Source organism: Enterobacter cloacae complex sp. IR5403 (assembly GCF_049238705.1).
Classification (GTDB): Bacteria; Pseudomonadota; Gammaproteobacteria; order Enterobacterales; family Enterobacteriaceae; genus Enterobacter; species Enterobacter hormaechei_C.
In genome coordinates this window covers 21,249-39,950 of the sequence record NZ_JBMKHP010000010.1, presented here as the reverse complement: position 1 = coordinate 39,950, position 18,702 = coordinate 21,249, and the positions used below count along the sequence as shown (strand labels likewise).

Here is an 18,702-nt window from a genome sequence, read left to right as displayed (position 1 = left end):
AACTCTCCTTAATTAGTCGCGGTCATCTCACCCGGCAGCGCGGCGCTTGCCGTCTGGGCGGCCCCGCCCTGCGGCGCAGACTGAAGCGGATGCGCGTCAAAGTATTTACGCAGGCCGTTATAAATCGCTTCGGCAATTTGCTGCTGATAGCTGTCGCTTCCCAGTAAACGCTCTTCACCATGGTTACTGATAAAGCCCGTCTCCACCAGAATCGACGGAATATCCGGCGAACGCAGGACACCGAGGCTTGCATGCTCAGGGCGACGCTTATGCAGCGATCCAATGCTTTGCAGCTGGCTCAGTACGTTAGTGGCGACATCATACCCGACGCGCTGAGAATGACCGAACTGTAAATCCAGCACCGCCTGGCTGAGATACGGATCGGCCTGGCTGTTTGCCAGCACATCGCCTGCCCCGCCTAACAGTTCAGACTGCTTCTCGTGCTCTTCAAGCCAGTTCGCCATTTCACTGTTGGCGCGACGGTTCGACAGCACCCATACCGACGCGCCGGTGGCGTTACGGTTCGGCGCAGCATCCGCGTGAATCGACACCAGGAAGTTGGCGTTTTGCTTACGCGCCACATCCGAGCGTCCCATCACTGAAATAAAGTAATCTCCGTCGCGGGTCATGACCCCTTTAAACATCGGATCGTCATTCAGAAGCGCACGCAGCTTACGGGCAATGGCGATAGTGACGTTTTTCTCCCGCGTGCCGCCCGGGCCAATCGCGCCAGGATCTTGCCCGCCGTGTCCGGCGTCAATGGCGATAATCACTTTGTCGCCACTGACCGGCGTACGCCGCGCGCTGACCGCCGGACGCGTCACCGTGTTGCTGCTGGTCACGGCGGTAAGTCGGTCATTTTGTGATTTAAACGGATTACGGGCTGGCTCAGACGGCCCTGGAGTATAAACCGGCGCTTCCACGCGTTTTGCTACAACAGGTGCAGGCGGTGGCGGCGGCGGAACATCAGCATTAATGGTAAAGACCACCGTATAATTGGTGCCGTTTTGCTGCTTAACCGCCTTCGTTTTGCCCTTTTCGGTGAGATCGACCACCAGACGCAGAGACTGCGCATCCTTCGGCGTTCCCGAACGGATGCTTTTCACCAGATTGTTGCCGCTGAACTGGAGCGGCAGCCCCTGGATCACCCCGGTCTGTTTAATATCGAGCGCCACGCTGCGGCTGTCGATTTGTGAGAAAGCATATTCAGGATCGCCCATAAAGCTGAACGTAATACGGGCCTGGCTATCGCCATTCGACACCTGAATATCCGAGAGGCTGGCCGCCCCGGCCTGCGCGCACAGCAGGACCGTGGCAGCCAGCACCCAACCTTTAACGCGATTAATCATCCCGTTATCCCTACGCTCAACCGGCTAAACGCGCCAGTAAGGAACAGCCTGATGAGGAAACCGCACTGATGCGCGCCTCACGCCCTTGTGCCTGGTAATCTAAGTGAATTTCGACATCCGGGTCAGGCAGCACACCCGCACCTTGTTGCGGCCACTCCACCAGGCAGATGGCGTCGTTGGCAAAGTAATCGCGGATCCCCATAAATTCCAGCTCCTCAGGATCCGCAAGACGATATAAATCAAAGTGGTACACCATGATATTTTCAAGCGTGTACGGTTCTACCAGCGTATAGGTCGGGCTTTTTACGTTCCCGTTATGGCCTAACGCCTGCAAAAAGCCACGGCTGAAGGTTGTTTTACCCGCGCCTAAATCACCATACAGATAAATGACGGTCGCCCCCTGACAGGCCTGCGCCACGCGCTTGCCGAGATCTAAAGTGGCTTGTTCATCAGGTAAAGGAATCGCTCGATTAGTCATTTTCTACGTCAATCACATCCGGGTTAACAACACGCCGCAGCGTGCAAAAAAGATCGGTGGCCAGCATTCCGCGCGTTCCGTAACGAGCAGCCAGCCTGTCAGCCGCCGCACCGTGGGCCACGCAGCCCGCACAGGCTGCATCATAAAGGGGAAGTTTCTGTCCGAGCAATGCGCCAATGATGCCAGAGAGCACATCGCCCATGCCGCCGCTCGCCATGCCTGCATTACCGGCATCAACGATGCCCATCGCATCATCGCTGGCGATAACGGTCCCCGCCCCTTTCAAAACGGCAACACCTCCGTAACGTTTTACCAGACGTTGGGCTGAAAGTAAGCGATCGCTTTCAATTTCTGCCACGCTACAGTTAAGCAGCCGTGCGGCTTCGCCGGGGTGCGGCGTCAGAATGCGATTGTGACGCTTATCCGGGTTTATTGCCAGAAGGTTAAGCGCGTCGGCATCCCAGAGCATCGGTTTACGAAAATTCTCGGCCTTTTGCAGGGCCTGTTTGCCCCACTCCTGCTGACCCAGGCCCGGACCAATGACCACCACGTCCGCCCACTCAAGACCCTCTTCAATCGCCTGCGGGGTAAGCTCGTGGACCATCAGCTCCGGCCGCGCGGTAATAATGGGCGAAATGTTTTCGCTGCGGGTCAGCACGCGTATTAATCCGGCGCCGCTGCGCAACGCGGCCTCTCCGGTCATACGAATCGCACCTGCCGTGCCGCGATCGCCGCCGATAATCAGCAGTCGGCCATGGTCGCCCTTATGGGAGGTGGGACGGCGCGGCGGCAGCCACTGTGCAAGCAGGGAGTCATCAAAGCGGGTGATGTGGGTATCCTGTCCGGCCAGCCAGTTTTCCAGCCCCAGGGCGTTGTGGTGTAACGTGCCCACGACATCCCGCGCTTTACCGGTAAGCAAACCCGGCTTCAGAGCGATAAAGGTCACGGTGTGCGCCGCCTCAATCGACACGCCCGGCGTCGCGCCAGTTTGCGCTATCAGGCCGGAGGGAATATCCAGCGCTACCACCGGGGCGGGGTGCGCATTAGCGCGCGTAATCAGCGCGGCGACGTCATCGCGAGGCGCGCGCATCAGTCCCGTCCCCAGCAGCCCATCAACAATCACGTCGACATCCTCGGGCCAGACAATATCAGGCGCATGAATAATGCCCCCCGCATTCAGCCAGGCCTCTCTCGCCATGCCCGCTTCTTCCGGTAACGGCTTGTCGCTCTCCAGCGCCAGCAGGGTGACGCGCAGCCCCGCCGCCACCGCAAGACGAGCCACCACATAACCATCGCCACCGTTATTGCCGTGTCCGCACAGGATCAGATAGAGCGAGGCATCCGGATATGCCGTGCGCGCCACGTTAAACGCCGCCTCGCCCGCGCGCTGCATCAGTTCGTAAAGGGTAATGCCCAGGCTATCTGCGGCCTCTTTCTCGGCCCGACGGAGGTCATCCGCATGCCAGATGGAATGTGGTATACTTGCGGGGTTTTTCTTCACAGTATGGTCCGTCATGTCACAGCCCCTCGATCTCAATGAATTAGCGCAAAAAATAAAACATTGGGGTGCTGAACTGGGCTTCCAGAAGGTCGGTATTACTGACACCGACCTCTCTGCCAGTGAGCCTAAGCTCCAGGCATGGCTGGATAAACAATACCACGGCGAGATGGAGTGGATGGCGCGTCACGGTATGATGCGTGCCCGCCCCCACGAGCTGTTGCCGGGTACGCTGCGCGTTATTAGCGTACGCATGAACTATCTGCCTGCTAACGCGGCCTTTGCGCGCACGCTAAAAAATCCTTCGCTGGGTTACGTCAGCCGATACGCGCTGGGACGTGACTACCATAAACTTCTGCGCAACCGTCTAAAAAAGCTCGGGGAAACCATTCAGCAGCACTGTGTTTCGCTGAATTTTAGACCCTTTGTCGATTCTGCGCCTATTCTTGAGCGCCCGATCGCCGAAAAAGCCGGGCTCGGCTGGACAGGTAAGCACTCACTTATCTTAAGCCGCGACGCGGGCTCATTCTTTTTCCTGGGTGAACTGCTGATTGATTTACCCCTGCCGGTAGACGGTCCGGTGGAAGAAGGCTGTGGTCGCTGTGTGGCCTGTATGACCATCTGCCCAACGGGCGCGATTGTCGAACCGTATACCGTTGATGCGCGCCGCTGTATCTCTTATCTCACTATCGAGCTGGAAGGCGCCATTCCAGAGGAGTTTCGTCCGCTTATTGGCAACCGCATCTACGGCTGTGATGACTGTCAGCTGATTTGTCCGTGGAACCGTTATTCACAGTTGACGGACGAAGAAGACTTCAGTCCGCGCAAGGCGTTACATGCCCCGCAGTTGATCGAACTGTTCGCCTGGAGCGAAGCCTGGTTCCTGAAGGTGACGGAAGGTTCCGCCATACGTCGTATCGGCCACCTGCGCTGGCTGCGTAATGTGGCCGTTGCGCTGGGGAATGCCCCGTGGGATGAAGCAAATCTTCAGGCGCTCGAAAGCCGTAGAGGTGAGCACCCACTTCTTGATGAGCACATAGAATGGGCGATTGCGCAGCAAATTGAGAAGCGAAATGCCGGCGTGGTTGAAGTGCAGTTACCGAAGAAACAGCGTCTGGTCAGGGTGATTGAAAAAGGGCTGCCGCGGGATGTGTGATATATTCACAGCCTGTGAATAAAAATAAGAATTCAGGCGCCATCAGCTCTGGCAAACAGGTCAAGTGATCTCAATAACATTTTGAAATCAAATTTTCTTCATAAATTACAGTTAATTACGCAGATATTATTCACCCTGCTAACATTTCGTACAGACTGGTTTTATCACGCTTTCTGTGGATAACTCTGTTCACAAGAGTATTTCAGACATAATAGAAAACGTCCCCAACGAAGCGCTTCGCTGTGGATAATCTGGAGATGAAGAAGAATTTGGAGCGGGAAACGAGACTCGAACTCGCGACCCCGACCTTGGCAAGGTCGTGCTCTACCAACTGAGCTATTCCCGCTTGGGTGTTCTGGTGCTATGCGTATCTTGCGATACTTTCAAATTTTGGAGCGGGAAACGAGACTCGAACTCGCGACCCCGACCTTGGCAAGGTCGTGCTCTACCAACTGAGCTATTCCCGCTTGGGTGTTCTGGTGCTGGCGTATCTTGCGATACTTTTCAAATTTTGGAGCGGGAAACGAGACTCGAACTCGCGACCCCGACCTTGGCAAGGTCGTGCTCTACCAACTGAGCTATTCCCGCAAATCTGTACTGCTTTTGTTGCTGTCGTAACGTGTAATTCTCTGTCGTTACGGGAGGCGCATTATACGAGAAATCCGTTTAGCTGCAACCCCCCTCAAAGCGATTTTTTTGAAATTCAGTTCAAGTGCTTATTTAATCGGCAAGCTGAACAATTTAGCGACAAAAACCCGGCCACGCAAGGCGCCGGATCGCAAAATCAGAGCTTAATAAAGTTTTCGCGATAGTACGCCAGCTCCGCAACAGACTCCCGGATGTCGTCCATCGCCTGGTGCGTCCCCTGCTTTGTAAAGCCGTCGAGAATTTCCGGTTTCCAGCGGCGGGCCAGCTCTTTCAGGGTGCTCACATCCAGATAGCGGTAGTGGAAGTAGGACTCCAGCTCCGGCATGTACTTAAACAGGAAACGACGATCCTGACCAATGCTGTTGCCACAGATAGGCGATTTTCCTGGCGGCACCCACTGCTTCAGAAATTCAAGCGTCGCCAGCTCCGCTTCGCGGTCGCCCAGGGTGCTGGCCTTCACGCGTTCCACCAGCCCGCTGCCGGTATGGGTACGCACGTTCCACTCATCCATCAACGCAAGCTGGTCATCGGACTGGTGCACGGCAATCGTTGGGCCTTCCGCCAGAATATTGAGATTGGCATCGGTGACCAGTGTGGCGATCTCAATAATGCGATCGCGCTCGGGATCCAGGCCGGTCATCTCCAGATCGATCCAAATCAGGTTGTTTTCGTCCGCGCTCATGTTATTTTCCACCCTTCTCGCATAACCGGCAGTAGCAGGTTAACTAGTATTAATTAGAGTGTATCATAGAGGTTTTGCCCGCTACGGGCGACCAGGAGCCAGCGCGATTGAGTAAAAATAAACTCTCCAAAGGGCAGCAGCGCCGCGTGAATGCAAATCACCAGCGCCGTCTTAAAACCACTACGGAGAAGCCCGATTACGACGACAACCTGTTTGGCGAAGCGACAGAAGGCGTTGTGATTAGCCGCTTCGGCATGCACGCTGATGTCGAATCCGCCGACGGGGATATCCACCGTTGCAATATCCGTCGCACCATCCGTTCCCTGGTGACCGGTGACCGCGTGGTCTGGCGTCCAGGCAAAGAGGCGGCAGAAGGGGTAACGGTTAAAGGCATCGTTGAAGCCGTGCATGAACGCACGTCGGTTCTGACCCGTCCAGATTTCTACGACGGCGTGAAGCCCATTGCCGCCAACATTAACCAGATCGTGATCGTTTCGGCGATTTTGCCTGAGCTTTCACTCAATATTATTGACCGTTATCTGGTGGCCTGCGAAACGCTACAGGTTGAGCCGCTCATCGTGCTGAATAAAATCGATCTGCTGGATGACGAGGCCATGGCCTTTGTCAATGAGCAGATGGATATTTACCGCAACATTGGCTATCGCGTGTTGATGGTGTCCAGCCGCACCAAAGATGGCCTGAAGCCGTTAGAAGATGCGCTGACCGACCGCATCAGCATCTTTGCGGGGCAGTCCGGCGTAGGTAAATCGAGCCTGCTTAACAACCTGCTCGGCCTTCAGCAGGAGATCCTGACCAACGATGTGTCTGACGTCTCGGGCCTGGGCCAGCACACCACCACCGCCTCACGTCTCTATCACTTCCCGCACGGCGGCGATGTGATTGACTCCCCGGGCGTGCGTGAATTTGGTCTCTGGCACCTCGAGCCGGAACAAATCTTTAACGGATTTGTCGAATTTCATGACTATTTAGGCGCTTGCAAATATCGCGACTGTAAACATGACAACGATCCGGGCTGCGCCATCCGCGAAGCGGTAGAGAACGGAGAAATTGCGGAAACCCGTTTCGAAAATTACCACCGTATTCTCGAAAGCATGGACCAGGTAAAAACGCGTAAAAACTTTTCTGATTCTGATAACTGACAACTAAGCTAAGCGTCGCTAAAATCGTCCCCTTTTTTCAGGTTCCGGCAGCGTAATGCCGGATCAGGAACGACAAAACAATGGCCTGGAGGCTACCTTGTTAAACTCATTTAAACTTTCGCTTCAATACATTCTGCCGAAACTGTGGCTCACTCGCCTGGCGGGCTGGGGCGCGAGCAAACGAGCGGGCTGGCTGACCAAACTGGTCATCGACCTGTTCGTGAAATACTACAAGGTCGACATGAAAGAAGCGCAGAAGCCGGATACGGCAAGCTATCGTACCTTCAACGAATTTTTTGTGCGTCCGCTGCGCGACGAAGTGCGCCCGCTGAATACCGACCCGAACGTGCTGGTGATGCCAGCGGATGGCGTGATCAGCCAGCTGGGTAAAATTGAAGACGACAAAATTTTGCAGGCGAAAGGCCATAACTACAGCCTGGAAGCGCTGCTGGCCGGTAACTACATAATGGCCGATCTGTTCCGCAACGGGACTTTCGCGACCACCTATCTCTCCCCACGCGACTACCACCGCGTGCATATGCCGTGTAACGGTATTCTGCGCGAGATGATCTACGTGCCGGGGGATCTGTTCTCCGTAAACCACCTGACGGCGCAAAACGTTCCTAACCTGTTTGCCCGTAACGAGCGCGTCATCTGCCTGTTTGATACTGAATTTGGCCCAATGGCGCAGATTCTGGTGGGTGCTACCATTGTAGGCAGCATCGAAACCGTCTGGGCGGGCACCATTACGCCGCCACGCGAAGGCGTGATCAAGCGCTGGACCTGGCCTGCCGGCGAAGAAGAAGGTTCTGTGGCACTGCTGAAAGGTCAGGAAATGGGCCGCTTCAAGCTGGGCTCAACGGTCATCAACCTGTTCGCGCCGGGCAAAGTTAACCTGGTCGACGAGCTGGAAAGCCTGTCCGTGACCAAACTCGGCCAGCCTCTGGCAGTATCGACGGAGGTCTTTGTGACGCCAGAGGTTGCGCCTGCCCCGTTGCCGGAAGAAGAGATCAAAGCCGAGCATGACGCCAGCCCGCTGGTTGACGACAAAAAAGACGAAGGCTAACAACAGAAGGATCGCTGACGTGCGCCCGATTATCGTATTACTGATGGCCTGGTGCCTCAGCATGGGGGCGTACGCAGCGACAGCCCCCGACGCCAAACAGATAACCCAGGAGCTGGAGCAGGCAAAAGCGGCGAAACCCGCTCAGCCGGAGACCGTTGAGTCGCTCCAGTCTGCACTGAACGCGCTTGAGGAACGAAAGGGTTCCCTTGAGCGCGCGCAGCAGTATCAGCAGGTTATCGACAACTTCCCCAAACTCTCTCAGACCCTGCGCTCGCAGCTAAACAACCTGCGCGATGAACCACGCCAGGTCCCCGCGGGGATGACGTCCGAGGCGCTGAATCAGGAGATCCTGCAAGTCAGCAGCCAGCTTCTGGAAAAGAGCCGGCTGGCGCAGCAGGAGCAGGAACGGGCGCGTGAAATTGCCGATTCCCTCAGTCAGCTTCCACAGCAGCAAACCGATGCCCGCCGTCAGTTAAATGAGGTGGAACGCCGCATCGGGACGCAGACAGGCAGCACACCGCAGAATCAGGCGCAAAATCTTGGGTTACAGGCGGAATCCGCCAGACTAAAAGCGCTGGTTGATGAACTGGAGCTGGCGCAGCTTTCCGCTAACAACCGCCAGGAGCTGTCGCGGATGCGTTCCGAGCTGGCGCAGAAGCAGAGCCAGCAGCTGGATGCGTATCTCCAGGCGCTGAGAAATCAACTCAACAGCCAGCGTCAGCGTGAAGCTGAACGTGCGCTGGAAAGCACCGAATTACTGGCCGAAAACAGCGCTAACCTGCCCGACAGCATCGTCGCCCAGTTTAAGGTTAACCGCGAGCTTTCTGCCGCGCTGAATCAGCAGGCGCAGCGCATGGATTTGGTGGCCTCGCAGCAGCGTCAGGCCACCAATCAAACCCTCCAGGTTCGTCAGGCGCTCAACACGCTGCGCGAACAGTCCCAGTGGCTTGGCTCGTCTAACCTGTTGGGCGAAGCGTTACGCGCGCAGGTGGCTCGTCTGCCAGAGATGCCAAAACCGCAGCAGCTTGATACGGAGATGGCGCAGCTGCGCGTTCAGCGTCTTCATTATGAAGATCTCCTCAACAAGCAGCCGCAAATCCGCCAGATCCGTCAGGCTGACGGACAGCCGCTCACCGCCGAGCAAAGTCGTATTCTGGAAGCGCAACTGCGCACCCAACGCGAACTGCTCAATTCCCTGTTGCAGGGAGGCGATACGCTGATCCTTGAGCTGACCAAGCTGAAAGTCTCGAATAGCCAGCTGGAGGATGCGCTGAAAGAGGTCAACGAAGCCACGCACCGTTACCTTTTCTGGACGTCCGACGTGCGGCCGATGACCTTCGCCTGGCCGATTGAGATTGTGCAGGATCTGCGCCGCCTCATTTCGCTGGACACCTTTAGCCAGCTGGGCCTCGCCAGCGTAATGATGATAACCAGCAAGGAGACCATCTTCCCGCTGCTGGGGGCGCTGATTCTGGTGGGCTTCAGTATTTATTCCCGTCGTCACTTCACCCGTTTCCTTGAGCGCTCCAGCGCCCGAGTGGGAAAAGTAACCCAGGATCACTTCTGGCTGACGTTGCGCACGGTGTTCTGGTCAATTCTGGTCGCGTCTCCGCTGCCGGTGCTGTGGATGACGCTCGGATACGGCCTGCGTGAAGCCTGGCCCTACCCGCTTGCCGTCGCGATTGGCGATGGCGTGACCGCCACCGTTCCGCTGCTGTGGGTGGTGATGATTTGCGCCACGTTTGCGCGGCCAAATGGTCTGTTCATCGCTCACTTTGGCTGGCCGCGTAATCGCGTTGCGCGGGCGATGCGTTACTACCTGATGAGTATCGGGCTGATTGTGCCGCTGATTATGGCGTTGATCATGTTCGATAATCTCAATGACCGGGAGTTCTCCGGCTCGCTGGGACGGCTGTGCTTTATGCTGATCTGCGGGGCGTTAGCGGTAGTGACGCTCAGCCTGAAACGCGCCGGGATCCCGCTCTATCTCGACAAGACCGGCAGCGGCGATAACATGTTAAACCGTCTGCTGTGGAACCTGCTGCTCAGCGCGCCGCTGGCGGCGATGCTGGCGGCAGCGGTCGGTTATCTCGCCACGTCGCAGGCGCTGCTCGCCCGACTGGAAACGTCGGTGGCTATCTGGTTCCTGCTGCTGGTGGTCTACCATGTTATCCGCCGCGGCATGCTGATCCAGCGTCGTCGTCTGGCGTTTGACCGTGCCAAACATCGTCGCGCAGAAATTCTGGCCCAGCGCGCGCGGGGTGAGGAAGAGCCGAACCATGTCAACAGCACCGAAGGGACCACAGACGCCGATGACGTCGAACTGGATCTGGATGCGATCAGTACCCAGTCCCTGCGGCTGGTACGCTCAATTCTGATGCTGGTTGCCCTGCTGTCGGTGATCTACCTGTGGTCGGAAATCCACTCCGCGTTTGGCTTCCTGGAGAACATCTCTTTGTGGGATGTGACGTCCACGGTGCAGGGGGTCGAAAGCCTGGAGCCCATCACCTTAGGGGCCGTGCTGATTGCGATTCTGGTGCTGATCATCACCACGCAGCTGATACGTAACTTCCCTGCTCTGCTGGAGCTGGCGCTGTTGCAGCATCTGGATTTAACCCCAGGCACGGGCTATGCGATCACCACCATCACCAAGTATTTAATCATGCTGTTTGGTGGGCTGGTCGGCTTCTCGATGATTGGTATCGAATGGTCAAAACTGCAATGGCTGGTTGCCGCCCTGACCGTAGGCCTGGGCTTTGGTTTACAGGAGATTTTTGCCAACTTCGTCTCTGGTCTGATCATTCTGTTTGAAAAGCCGATTCGAATTGGCGATACGGTGACCATCCGCGATCTCACCGGGAGCGTCACCAGGATCAACACCCGCGCCACCACCATCAGCGACTGGGACCGTAAAGAGATCATCGTCCCGAACAAGGCGTTTATCACCGAGCAGTTTATCAACTGGTCGCTGTCCGACTCCGTCACGCGTGTGGTGCTGACCGTACCCGCTCCGTCGGATGCCAACAGCGAAGAGGTGACGCAGATCCTCTATACGGCTGCTGAACGCTGTTCGCTGGTAATCGACAACCCGCCACCGGAAGTGTTCCTGGTTGATTTGCAGCAGGGGATCCAGATTTTCGAGCTGCGTATCTACGCCGCCGAGATGGGACACCGTATGCCGCTGCGCCATGAGATCCACCAGCTGATTCTGGCTGGCTTCCGCGAGCACGGAATTGATATGCCGTTCCCACCGTTCCAGATGCGTCTGGAAACGCTGGACGGACGTAAGACGGGAAGAACGTTGACGTCAGCGGCGCGTACGCGCCCGGCGGGAAGTTTGTAATCCTTTCCCCCTCCCCGTCGGGAGGGGGTCAATCCTTTATGCCACTTCTGCTACATAGGCCGTCGAGCGACGACGGTAATGCTCATAAATCCCCATTGCCAGCAGCGAGAAGAAGATCGGTCCGCCAACCATCCACAGCGTGCTGTTCCAGTCATTTGCCTCAACCACGGGCTGAATGACGGTAAAGATGTTGGCGAACGCGACGACCAGCACCACAACAGTGGTCGCCAGCAGCGTCGCCGCACGGGTTTTGAAGATCACAAATGGTCGCTCCAGATCCTGCTTCGCCTTGAAGAACGGGAACGCCAGGGTCAGAAACAGATACGGCAGCGTCATCGATACGTTCGCCATCAGGGTCAGCTTGTTATAGAACGCCGACGCGGTATCACCGCCGAAGGACACCAGCAGAATGAACACGCACACCAGCAGGCACTGCATCCACATCGCGTTGGCAGGCATACCGGCAGCGTTCAGCTGCGTCATACGTGCGGGCCACAGCGCCTTTGGCGTCCCCTGAATAATCGCTTTCAGCGGCGAGTAGATCAGCGTGAAGAACGCGCCAGTATAGGCGAGGAACATCGACAAACCGGTAATCCGCGCAAACCAGATCCCCAGGGTGGCCGACGTTTCCGGCGCGAGATCCATGGCGTTGCCCAGCGTCACCCCCAGGCTTTTCATCAGCACGTAGGTAATGTTGCCGAGGTTGGTGGTGTTATTACTTAACACCTGCTGCCAGTTGGTGCTGACGCCCCAGAGGAAAATCGCCAGTGAATAGCCAATGGAAATGACGATGGCGGCAAAGATAATGCCTTTGGCGAAGTTCTTTTCCGGATTTTCGGTTTTGTCGACCAGCCCGCCCACGGCTTCAATTCCACCGTAAGCAAAGATGGCAAACACCACGAAGGAGAGCATGGCCAGCCCGGACTGGTAACCCGGATTAGGCGATGAAACAAAGTTGACTTCCTGGGCGAAATGCCCGCCGTTCAGGCACAGAATGGCGATGCTGACCAGCAGCAGCACCAGGTTCAGGCACATCACGGAAATACCGCCAACGGCAGTGATACGGGCAATTTTGTTGATGCCTTTCGAGGCCACCAGGGTGACCACCACCATCCAGCACACTGCCAGAATACCGACCACCTGCGTGGAGCTCAGCCCCGCCAGAGACCAGACCTGCGTTTTATCCGCACCGAAGAGAAACGTTGAGAACGGCACCCAGACCTTGGCCGCCGTGCTGACCATCCAGACGACGTAGGATGAAAACCACATGAACGTACCGATAAATGCATAACGGGGGCCGACGCTGTTGTTCATCCACGAATAGATGCCGCCCTCTTCTTTCCGGTACGCCGAGCCCATCTCCGCCATCATCAGCGCAAACGGGATAAAGAAGAACAGAGCGGAAACGATATAAAACGGCGTCGCGCTGTAGCCCATCAGATAAAACGCGGACGGGCTGTTGGCAAAGCCAAAGACTGACGTAAAAATCATCAGGATGAGCCCGGTAAGGGTCATTTTTTTGAGTGAGTGAGGCATATAACCATCCGAAACGGAATTAAACTGCGCGGATGGTAGCAGATGACCAGACAAACAATGTGGCTATCCGAGTCAAATTAAGAAAAAGACCCGTATAGAGAGAAATGAGCAGTTTTTAATGTGGCAGAGTTAAATGACCGAGTAGGCCGGGTAGGCGCAGCGCCACCCGGCATTTTTTCAGGCGCGATCGACCGTAAAGGCAATCACATCGCCCAGCTGTTCTGCGCCCAGCGCCAGCATGACCAGACGATCCACGCCCAGCGCCACGCCGGAGCAGTCCGGCAGACCGGCCTTTAACGCTTCCAGCAGGTTGTTATCAATCGGCTGCTGCGGCAGACCGCGCGCGTTGCGTTTGCGGTTATCCTGCTCGAAACGCTGCTGCTGTTCGCGCGCGTCGGTCAGCTCGTGGAAACCGTTCGCCAGCTCAATGCCTTTGAAGTACACCTCAAAACGCTCCGCCACGCGGTGATCTTCGGTGCTGATCTGCGCCAGTGAGGCCTGGCTCGCCGGGAAGTGATAGACAAACGTCGGACGATCTTTGCCAATCTGCGGTTCAACACCAAAGGTGAACAGCAGTTGCAGCAGCGTGTCGCGATCTTCTTCGGTATCCGCCACGTTGCTCAGATCCAGTTTTGCCGCCACTTCACGCAGCTGTGTTTTATCAGCCGACAGCGGATCGATTTCCAGATGGCGCTGGAAGGCCTGCTGATAAGAGAGCGTTTCAGCTTCCGCGCAATCCAGCACCTGTTGCAGCAGATCGTCGACTTCGTTCATCAGACGATACATGTCGTAGTGCGGGCGGTACCACTCCAGCATGGTGAATTCCGGATTATGGTGTCGGCCCATCTCTTCATTACGGAAGCTACGGCACAGCTGATAGACCGGACCACACCCGGCCGCCAGCAGACGCTTCATATGGTATTCCGGGCTGGTCATCAGATACAGATTCATGCCCTGAGAGTGGCCTGGGCCAACAAAACGGGTTTCAAACGGGACCAGATGAATATCCGTGACCGTCGCCTGACTCATGCACGGCGTTTCCACCTCCAGGACGCCGCGATCCGCAAAGAAGCGGCGGATCTCCGCCATAATTGCTGCGCGCTTTAGCAGGTTTGGAATGGATGCGCTCGGCTGCCAGGTGGCCGTTTCGCTCATGAGTTATTTCTCCGTTTTCAGACAAGGGCACGAAGTCTACTCGTAAGCCGGGGCAGAGACAAATTTTGCACAGTAAAAGTCCCTTTTCATTGCACAGAGAAATACTGTGACGTCATTCATTAATCACGATGATAAATCACCGCACAGAACAGCAAAAAAATCGAACACGTCAAATTTCCCTCACTTCTACGCGGTTATACTGTTTTACCCATAAAGGAGCAGTGGAATCGCTTCCGCAATCGCCCGTTCGGGCAGGTGAACGTCCTTTAGTTCATCCCGTTGCGGGAAAACAAAAATCTGGAGGAATGTCGTGCAAACTTTTCAAGCCGATCTTGCCGTAATAGGCGCTGGCGGGGCTGGATTACGCGCTGCAATTGCTGCGGCACAAGCCAATCCGAACGCTAAAATCGCATTGATTTCAAAAGTCTATCCGATGCGCAGCCACACGGTAGCCGCAGAAGGAGGATCCGCCGCCGTCGCGCAGGATCATGACAGCTTCGAATACCATTTCCACGACACGGTTGCAGGAGGTGACTGGCTTTGCGAACAGGATGTCGTTGATTACTTCGTGCACCATTGCCCAACGGAAATGACCCAGCTGGAACAGTGGGGATGCCCGTGGAGCCGCCGTCCGGACGGGAGCGTCAACGTCCGCCGCTTCGGTGGCATGAAGATCGAACGCACCTGGTTTGCCGCCGATAAGACCGGCTTCCACATGCTGCACACCCTGTTCCAGACCTCCCTCCAGTTCCCACAAATCCAGCGCTTTGACGAACATTTCGTTCTCGACATTCTGGTCGACGACGGTCATGCGCGCGGACTGGTGGCAATGAATATGATGGAAGGCACGCTTGTCCAGATCCGCGCTAACGCGGTGGTGATGGCAACGGGCGGCGCGGGCCGCGTATACCGCTACAACACCAACGGCGGCATCGTCACCGGTGACGGTATGGGCATGGCGCTCAGCCACGGCGTCCCGCTGCGTGATATGGAGTTCGTCCAGTATCACCCAACCGGCCTGCCGGGCTCCGGCATTCTGATGACGGAAGGCTGCCGCGGTGAAGGCGGTATTCTGGTCAACAAAAACGGCTATCGCTATTTGCAGGATTACGGCATGGGTCCGGAAACCCCGCTTGGCGAGCCGAAAAACAAATACATGGAACTCGGCCCACGCGACAAAGTTTCTCAGGCTTTCTGGCACGAGTGGCGCAAAGGCAACACCATCTCAACGCCGCGCGGCGACGTGGTGCATCTCGACCTGCGTCATCTCGGCGAGAAGAAACTGCTGGAGCGTCTGCCGTTTATCTGCGAGCTGGCGAAAGCGTATGTGGGCGTCGACCCGGTGAAAGAGCCGATCCCGGTGCGTCCAACCGCGCACTACACCATGGGTGGTATCGAAACCGACCAGCAGTGTGAAACCCGCATCAAAGGGCTGTTTGCGGTGGGCGAGTGTTCCTCCGTCGGTCTGCACGGGGCAAACCGTCTGGGCTCGAACTCGCTGGCTGAGCTGGTGGTCTTTGGTCGCATGGCGGGCGAACGTGCGATGGAGCGTGCCGCAACGGCAGGTGAAGCTAACAGCGCGGCGCTGGATGCGCAGGTTGCAGACGTCGAAAAACGCCTGAAAGACCTGGTGAACCAGGAAGGTAATGAAAACTGGTCGAAGATCCGCGACGAAATGGGGCTGTCGATGGAAGAAGGCTGCGGGATCTACCGTACGCCAGAGCTGATGCAGAAAACCGTCGACAAGCTGGCGGAACTCCAGGAACGCTTCAAACGCGTGCGCATCACCGACACTTCCAGCGTCTTCAATACCGATCTGCTTTATACCATTGAACTGGGCCATGGCCTGAACGTCGCAGAGTGTATGGCCCATTCCGCCCTGGCGCGTAAAGAGTCCCGCGGCGCGCACCAGCGTCTGGATGAGGGCTGCACCGAACGTGACGACGTCAATTTCCTTAAACACACTCTCGCCTGGCGCGATGCGGATGGCACCACCCGTCTGGACTACAGCGACGTGAAAATCACCACGCTGCCACCGGCGAAACGCGTGTACGGTGCAGAAGCAGAAGCCGCCGATAAGAAGGAGAAGGCGAATGGCTGAGATGCAAAAACTGAAAGTTGAAGTGGTGCGCTACAATCCGGAAGTGGACGCCGCGCCGCACAGCGCTTTCTATGAAGTCCCTTACGACGAGCAAACCTCCCTGCTGGATGCGCTCGGCTATATCAAAGATAACCTGGCCCCAGACCTGAGCTACCGCTGGTCCTGCCGCATGGCAATTTGCGGCTCCTGCGGCATGATGGTCAACAAGGTGCCAAACCTGGCGTGTAAAACCTTCCTGCGTGATTACACCAAAGGCATCAAGGTTGAAGCGCTGGGCAACTTCCCGATTGAGCGCGATCTGGTGGTCGACATGACCCACTTTATCGAAAGCCTCGAAGCGATTAAGCCGTACATCATCGGCAACCCGCGCACGCCGGATCAGGGGCCAAACACCCAGACGCCCGCGCAGATGGCGAAATACCATCAGTTCTCCGGCTGCATCAACTGCGGCCTGTGCTACGCCGCCTGTCCGCAGTTTGGCCTGAACCCTGAGTTTATCGGCCCGGCCGCCATTACCCTGGCGCACCGCTATAACGAAGACAGCCGCGACCACGGCAAAAAAGAACGTATGGCCCAGCTGAACAGCCAGAACGGGGTCTGGACCTGCACGTTTGTCGGTTACTGCTCCGAAGTCTGTCCGAAGCATGTCGACCCGGCTGCCGCCATTCAGCAGGGTAAGGTGGAAAGCTCGAAAGACTTTCTTATCGCTACCCTGAAACCACGCTAAGGAGTGCATGATGACGACTAAACGCAAAGCCTACGTGCGACCAATGCCGTCCACCTGGTGGAAAAAACTGCCGTTTTATCGCTTCTATATGCTGCGTGAAGGCACGGCTGTTCCCGCGGTCTGGTTCAGCCTCGAACTGCTGTACGGGGTTTATGCCCTCAAGCATGGCCCGGAAGCCTGGGCCAGTTTTGTGGGCTTCCTGCAAAACCCAATCATCGTTGTGTTGAACCTGATTGTGCTCGCCGCCGCGCTGCTACATACCAAAACCTGGTTTGAACTGGCGCCAAAAGCAGCGAACATCATTGTAAAAGGCGAAAAAATGGGGCCAGAGCCGGTCATTAAAGGGCTCTGGGCAGTGACAGCAGTTGTCTCTATGGTCATTCTGTTTGTCGCACTGTTCTGGTAAGGAGACTACTGTGATCAATCCAAATCCAAAACGTTCAGACGAGCCGGTCTTCTGGGGGCTGTTTGGCGCAGGCGGCATGTGGAGCGCCATTATTGCCCCGGTCATTATCCTGCTGGTCGGGATCATGCTGCCGCTGGGGCTGTTCCCGGGCGATGCGCTGAGCTATGAGCGCGTGCTGGCCTTTGCGAGCAGCTTTATTGGCCGCGTGTTCATCTTCCTGATGATCGTCCTGCCGCTGTGGTGTGGTCTGCATCGTATCCATCATGCGATGCACGATCTGAAAATCCATGTGCCAAGCGGTAAATGGGTCTTCTACGGTCTGGCGACCATTCTGACGGTCGTCACGTTGATTGCCGTGGTCACCATCTGACTGAACAGGCCCGCCATCCGGCGGGCTTTTTACTTTTTCATCTTCTCCACCAGCCACCGGGAAAATTCGCGCATGGCTGGCGTTTTTGCCCGGGACTGCAATCGGGTCAGCCAGTAGCTGCCGAGCTCAACCTGCGTCGCAAAGGGCTGCACAATGCGCTCGCTGGCTAACAGATGGGTAAACATATCGACAGGCGCAATAGCAATGCCCACTCCTGCCTGAGCGGCCTCCAGCATGGTCACGGACGAATCAAATACCATCACGCGGTGCGTTGGTGAAGGGGGATGCTCGCCGGCCGCCTGCATCCACGCGGTCCACTCGTCGCGTCGGTAGGAGCGCAGCAGCGTAAACCTGAGGATGTCGGCCGGACTGTGCAGACTGGCGGCGATATCAGGCGTACACAGCGGCGCGAGCGGCGCATGACAAAGAAATTCAGCCTCGGTGCCGTGCCACGCCCCACCACCGTAGCGGATCGTATAGTCAAGCCCTTCGGCAGCCGGATCAACGCGGTTGTTATGGGTGGAAAGCTGAAGATCGATGTGTGGATAGCCACGGCGAAAATCCTCCAGCTGCGAGAATAAAACCCCGGTGGCAAACGTACCCACCACGCCGATTTTCAGCTTCTCCTGCGCACGATGGTTAGCGAAGCGATCCAGCATTCCGGCTATACGATCGAACGAATCATTCAGCACCGGCAGTAAATTTTCGCCCTCGGTAGTCAACATCAGCCCGCGCGACACGCGAACGAACAGCTGACAGTTAAGGTGCTGCTCCAGCGTTTTCACATGCTGGCTAATCGCCGAGTGCGTCACGTTCAGTTCAATGGCCGCATGCGTAAAGCTGAGATGTCTTGCGGCGGCCTCAAAAGCCCGAAGCGAATTGAGAGGGAGATAGCTTCGCGTCATGGTCTCTTCCGTTAGAAAAATTAACAGCTAATGCTAAATTTAACCGTTTGTCAGGCACAGTCAAATCCAACAGACTACGCCTGTCTGACGGGCCCGGACATCCCCTTGACTCGCTATTACGG

The 18,702-nt window shown here is 56.6% G+C and carries 15 protein-coding genes and 3 tRNA genes; 8 read left to right on the top strand and 10 right to left on the bottom strand.

Annotation, left to right across the window (positions count from 1 at the left end):
* Positions 1-8 precede the first annotated feature (8 nt).
* The 3 genes from amiB to nnr are packed head-to-tail and all read right to left on the bottom strand — an operon-like array spanning position 9 to position 3,343.
* Positions 9-1,349, bottom strand: a complete 1,341-nt coding sequence (gene amiB / locus ACOTW6_RS14715) for an N-acetylmuramoyl-L-alanine amidase AmiB (RefSeq protein WP_213789228.1) — start codon at positions 1,347-1,349, stop codon at positions 9-11.
* Between the two features lie 16 nt (positions 1,350-1,365).
* The gene (gene tsaE, locus ACOTW6_RS14710; RefSeq protein ID WP_003855970.1) at positions 1,366-1,827 is read right to left on the bottom strand and encodes a tRNA (adenosine(37)-N6)-threonylcarbamoyltransferase complex ATPase subunit type 1 TsaE; all 462 of its coding nucleotides are present in this window, start codon (positions 1,825-1,827) and stop codon (positions 1,366-1,368) included.
* Entirely contained in the window at positions 1,820-3,343 is a 1,524-nt protein-coding gene (gene nnr / locus ACOTW6_RS14705) for a bifunctional ADP-dependent NAD(P)H-hydrate dehydratase/NAD(P)H-hydrate epimerase (protein WP_213789227.1), read from the bottom strand. Before nnr ends, tsaE begins: the two co-directional genes overlap by 8 nt.
* Here nnr and queG point away from each other — a divergent pair.
* Entirely contained in the window at positions 3,342-4,481 is a 1,140-nt protein-coding gene (gene queG, locus ACOTW6_RS14700; protein WP_421766263.1) for a tRNA epoxyqueuosine(34) reductase QueG, read from the top strand. The two genes, nnr and queG, sit on opposite strands and share 2 nt — an antisense overlap.
* Positions 4,482-4,751: 270 nt before the next feature.
* On the opposite strand, the gene ACOTW6_RS14695 is transcribed toward queG, so the two are convergent.
* From ACOTW6_RS14695 to orn, 4 genes are all read right to left on the bottom strand, one after another.
* Positions 4,752-4,827 (bottom strand) — tRNA-Gly (locus tag ACOTW6_RS14695).
* 45 nt (positions 4,828-4,872) lie between these two features.
* Positions 4,873-4,948, bottom strand: a tRNA-Gly gene (locus ACOTW6_RS14690).
* Between the two features lie 45 nt (positions 4,949-4,993).
* Positions 4,994-5,069, bottom strand: a tRNA-Gly gene (locus tag ACOTW6_RS14685).
* Between the two features lie 196 nt (positions 5,070-5,265).
* Positions 5,266-5,811 (bottom strand): oligoribonuclease, encoded by a 546-nt coding sequence (gene orn, locus ACOTW6_RS14680; RefSeq protein WP_023295796.1) that lies wholly within the window; start codon positions 5,809-5,811, stop codon positions 5,266-5,268.
* 107 nt (positions 5,812-5,918) lie between these two features.
* Here orn and rsgA point away from each other — a divergent pair, with 107 nt between their 5' ends.
* The 3 genes from rsgA (at position 5,919) to mscM (ending at position 11,380) form a co-directional block, all read left to right on the top strand.
* Positions 5,919-6,971: a small ribosomal subunit biogenesis GTPase RsgA gene (gene rsgA / locus ACOTW6_RS14675; protein WP_003855964.1), complete on the top strand. Its 1,053-nt coding sequence runs from the start codon at positions 5,919-5,921 to the stop codon at positions 6,969-6,971.
* Between the two features lie 97 nt (positions 6,972-7,068).
* Positions 7,069-8,037 carry an archaetidylserine decarboxylase gene (asd, locus tag ACOTW6_RS14670; protein WP_026080660.1) on the top strand — a complete coding sequence of 323 codons (969 nt, stop codon included), beginning with the start codon at positions 7,069-7,071 and terminating at the stop codon, positions 8,035-8,037.
* Between the two features lie 19 nt (positions 8,038-8,056).
* Positions 8,057-11,380: a miniconductance mechanosensitive channel MscM gene (mscM, locus tag ACOTW6_RS14665; RefSeq protein WP_047052632.1), complete on the top strand. Its 3,324-nt coding sequence runs from the start codon at positions 8,057-8,059 to the stop codon at positions 11,378-11,380.
* Between the two features lie 36 nt (positions 11,381-11,416).
* Here the strand turns inward: mscM and yjeM are convergent, their stop codons facing one another.
* Both yjeM and epmA read right to left on the bottom strand, forming a co-directional pair.
* Positions 11,417-12,916 (bottom strand): glutamate/gamma-aminobutyrate family transporter YjeM, encoded by a 1,500-nt coding sequence (gene yjeM, locus ACOTW6_RS14660; RefSeq protein ID WP_213789226.1) that lies wholly within the window; start codon positions 12,914-12,916, stop codon positions 11,417-11,419.
* Positions 12,917-13,093: 177 nt separating this feature from the next.
* Positions 13,094-14,071: an elongation factor P--(R)-beta-lysine ligase gene (epmA, locus tag ACOTW6_RS14655; protein WP_047052634.1), complete on the bottom strand. Its 978-nt coding sequence runs from the start codon at positions 14,069-14,071 to the stop codon at positions 13,094-13,096.
* A 310-nt stretch (positions 14,072-14,381) separates the two neighbouring features.
* Here epmA and frdA point away from each other — a divergent pair, with 310 nt between their 5' ends.
* From frdA to frdD, 4 genes are read left to right on the top strand one after another with little or no spacing between them, the layout of a single operon-like run.
* On the top strand, positions 14,382-16,172 hold the full coding sequence (gene frdA / locus ACOTW6_RS14650; RefSeq protein WP_006810402.1) for a fumarate reductase (quinol) flavoprotein subunit: 1,791 nt from the start codon (positions 14,382-14,384) through the stop codon (positions 16,170-16,172).
* On the top strand, positions 16,165-16,899 hold the full coding sequence (locus ACOTW6_RS14645) for a succinate dehydrogenase/fumarate reductase iron-sulfur subunit (RefSeq protein WP_121479363.1): 735 nt from the start codon (positions 16,165-16,167) through the stop codon (positions 16,897-16,899). The genes frdA and ACOTW6_RS14645 overlap by 8 nt, the downstream gene beginning before the upstream one ends.
* 10 nt (positions 16,900-16,909) lie before the next feature.
* A complete protein-coding gene (gene frdC, locus ACOTW6_RS14640; RefSeq protein ID WP_121479364.1) occupies positions 16,910-17,305 on the top strand; it encodes a fumarate reductase subunit FrdC in 396 nt (131 codons plus the stop codon).
* A gap of 10 nt (positions 17,306-17,315) precedes the next feature.
* A complete protein-coding gene (gene frdD, locus ACOTW6_RS14635; protein ID WP_000609653.1) occupies positions 17,316-17,675 on the top strand; it encodes a fumarate reductase subunit FrdD in 360 nt (119 codons plus the stop codon).
* 29 nt (positions 17,676-17,704) lie between these two features.
* Here the strand turns inward: frdD and ampR are convergent, their stop codons facing one another.
* A complete protein-coding gene (gene ampR / locus ACOTW6_RS14630; protein ID WP_062932486.1) occupies positions 17,705-18,580 on the bottom strand; it encodes a LysR family transcriptional regulator AmpR in 876 nt (291 codons plus the stop codon).
* Positions 18,581-18,702: the final 122 nt, after the last annotated feature.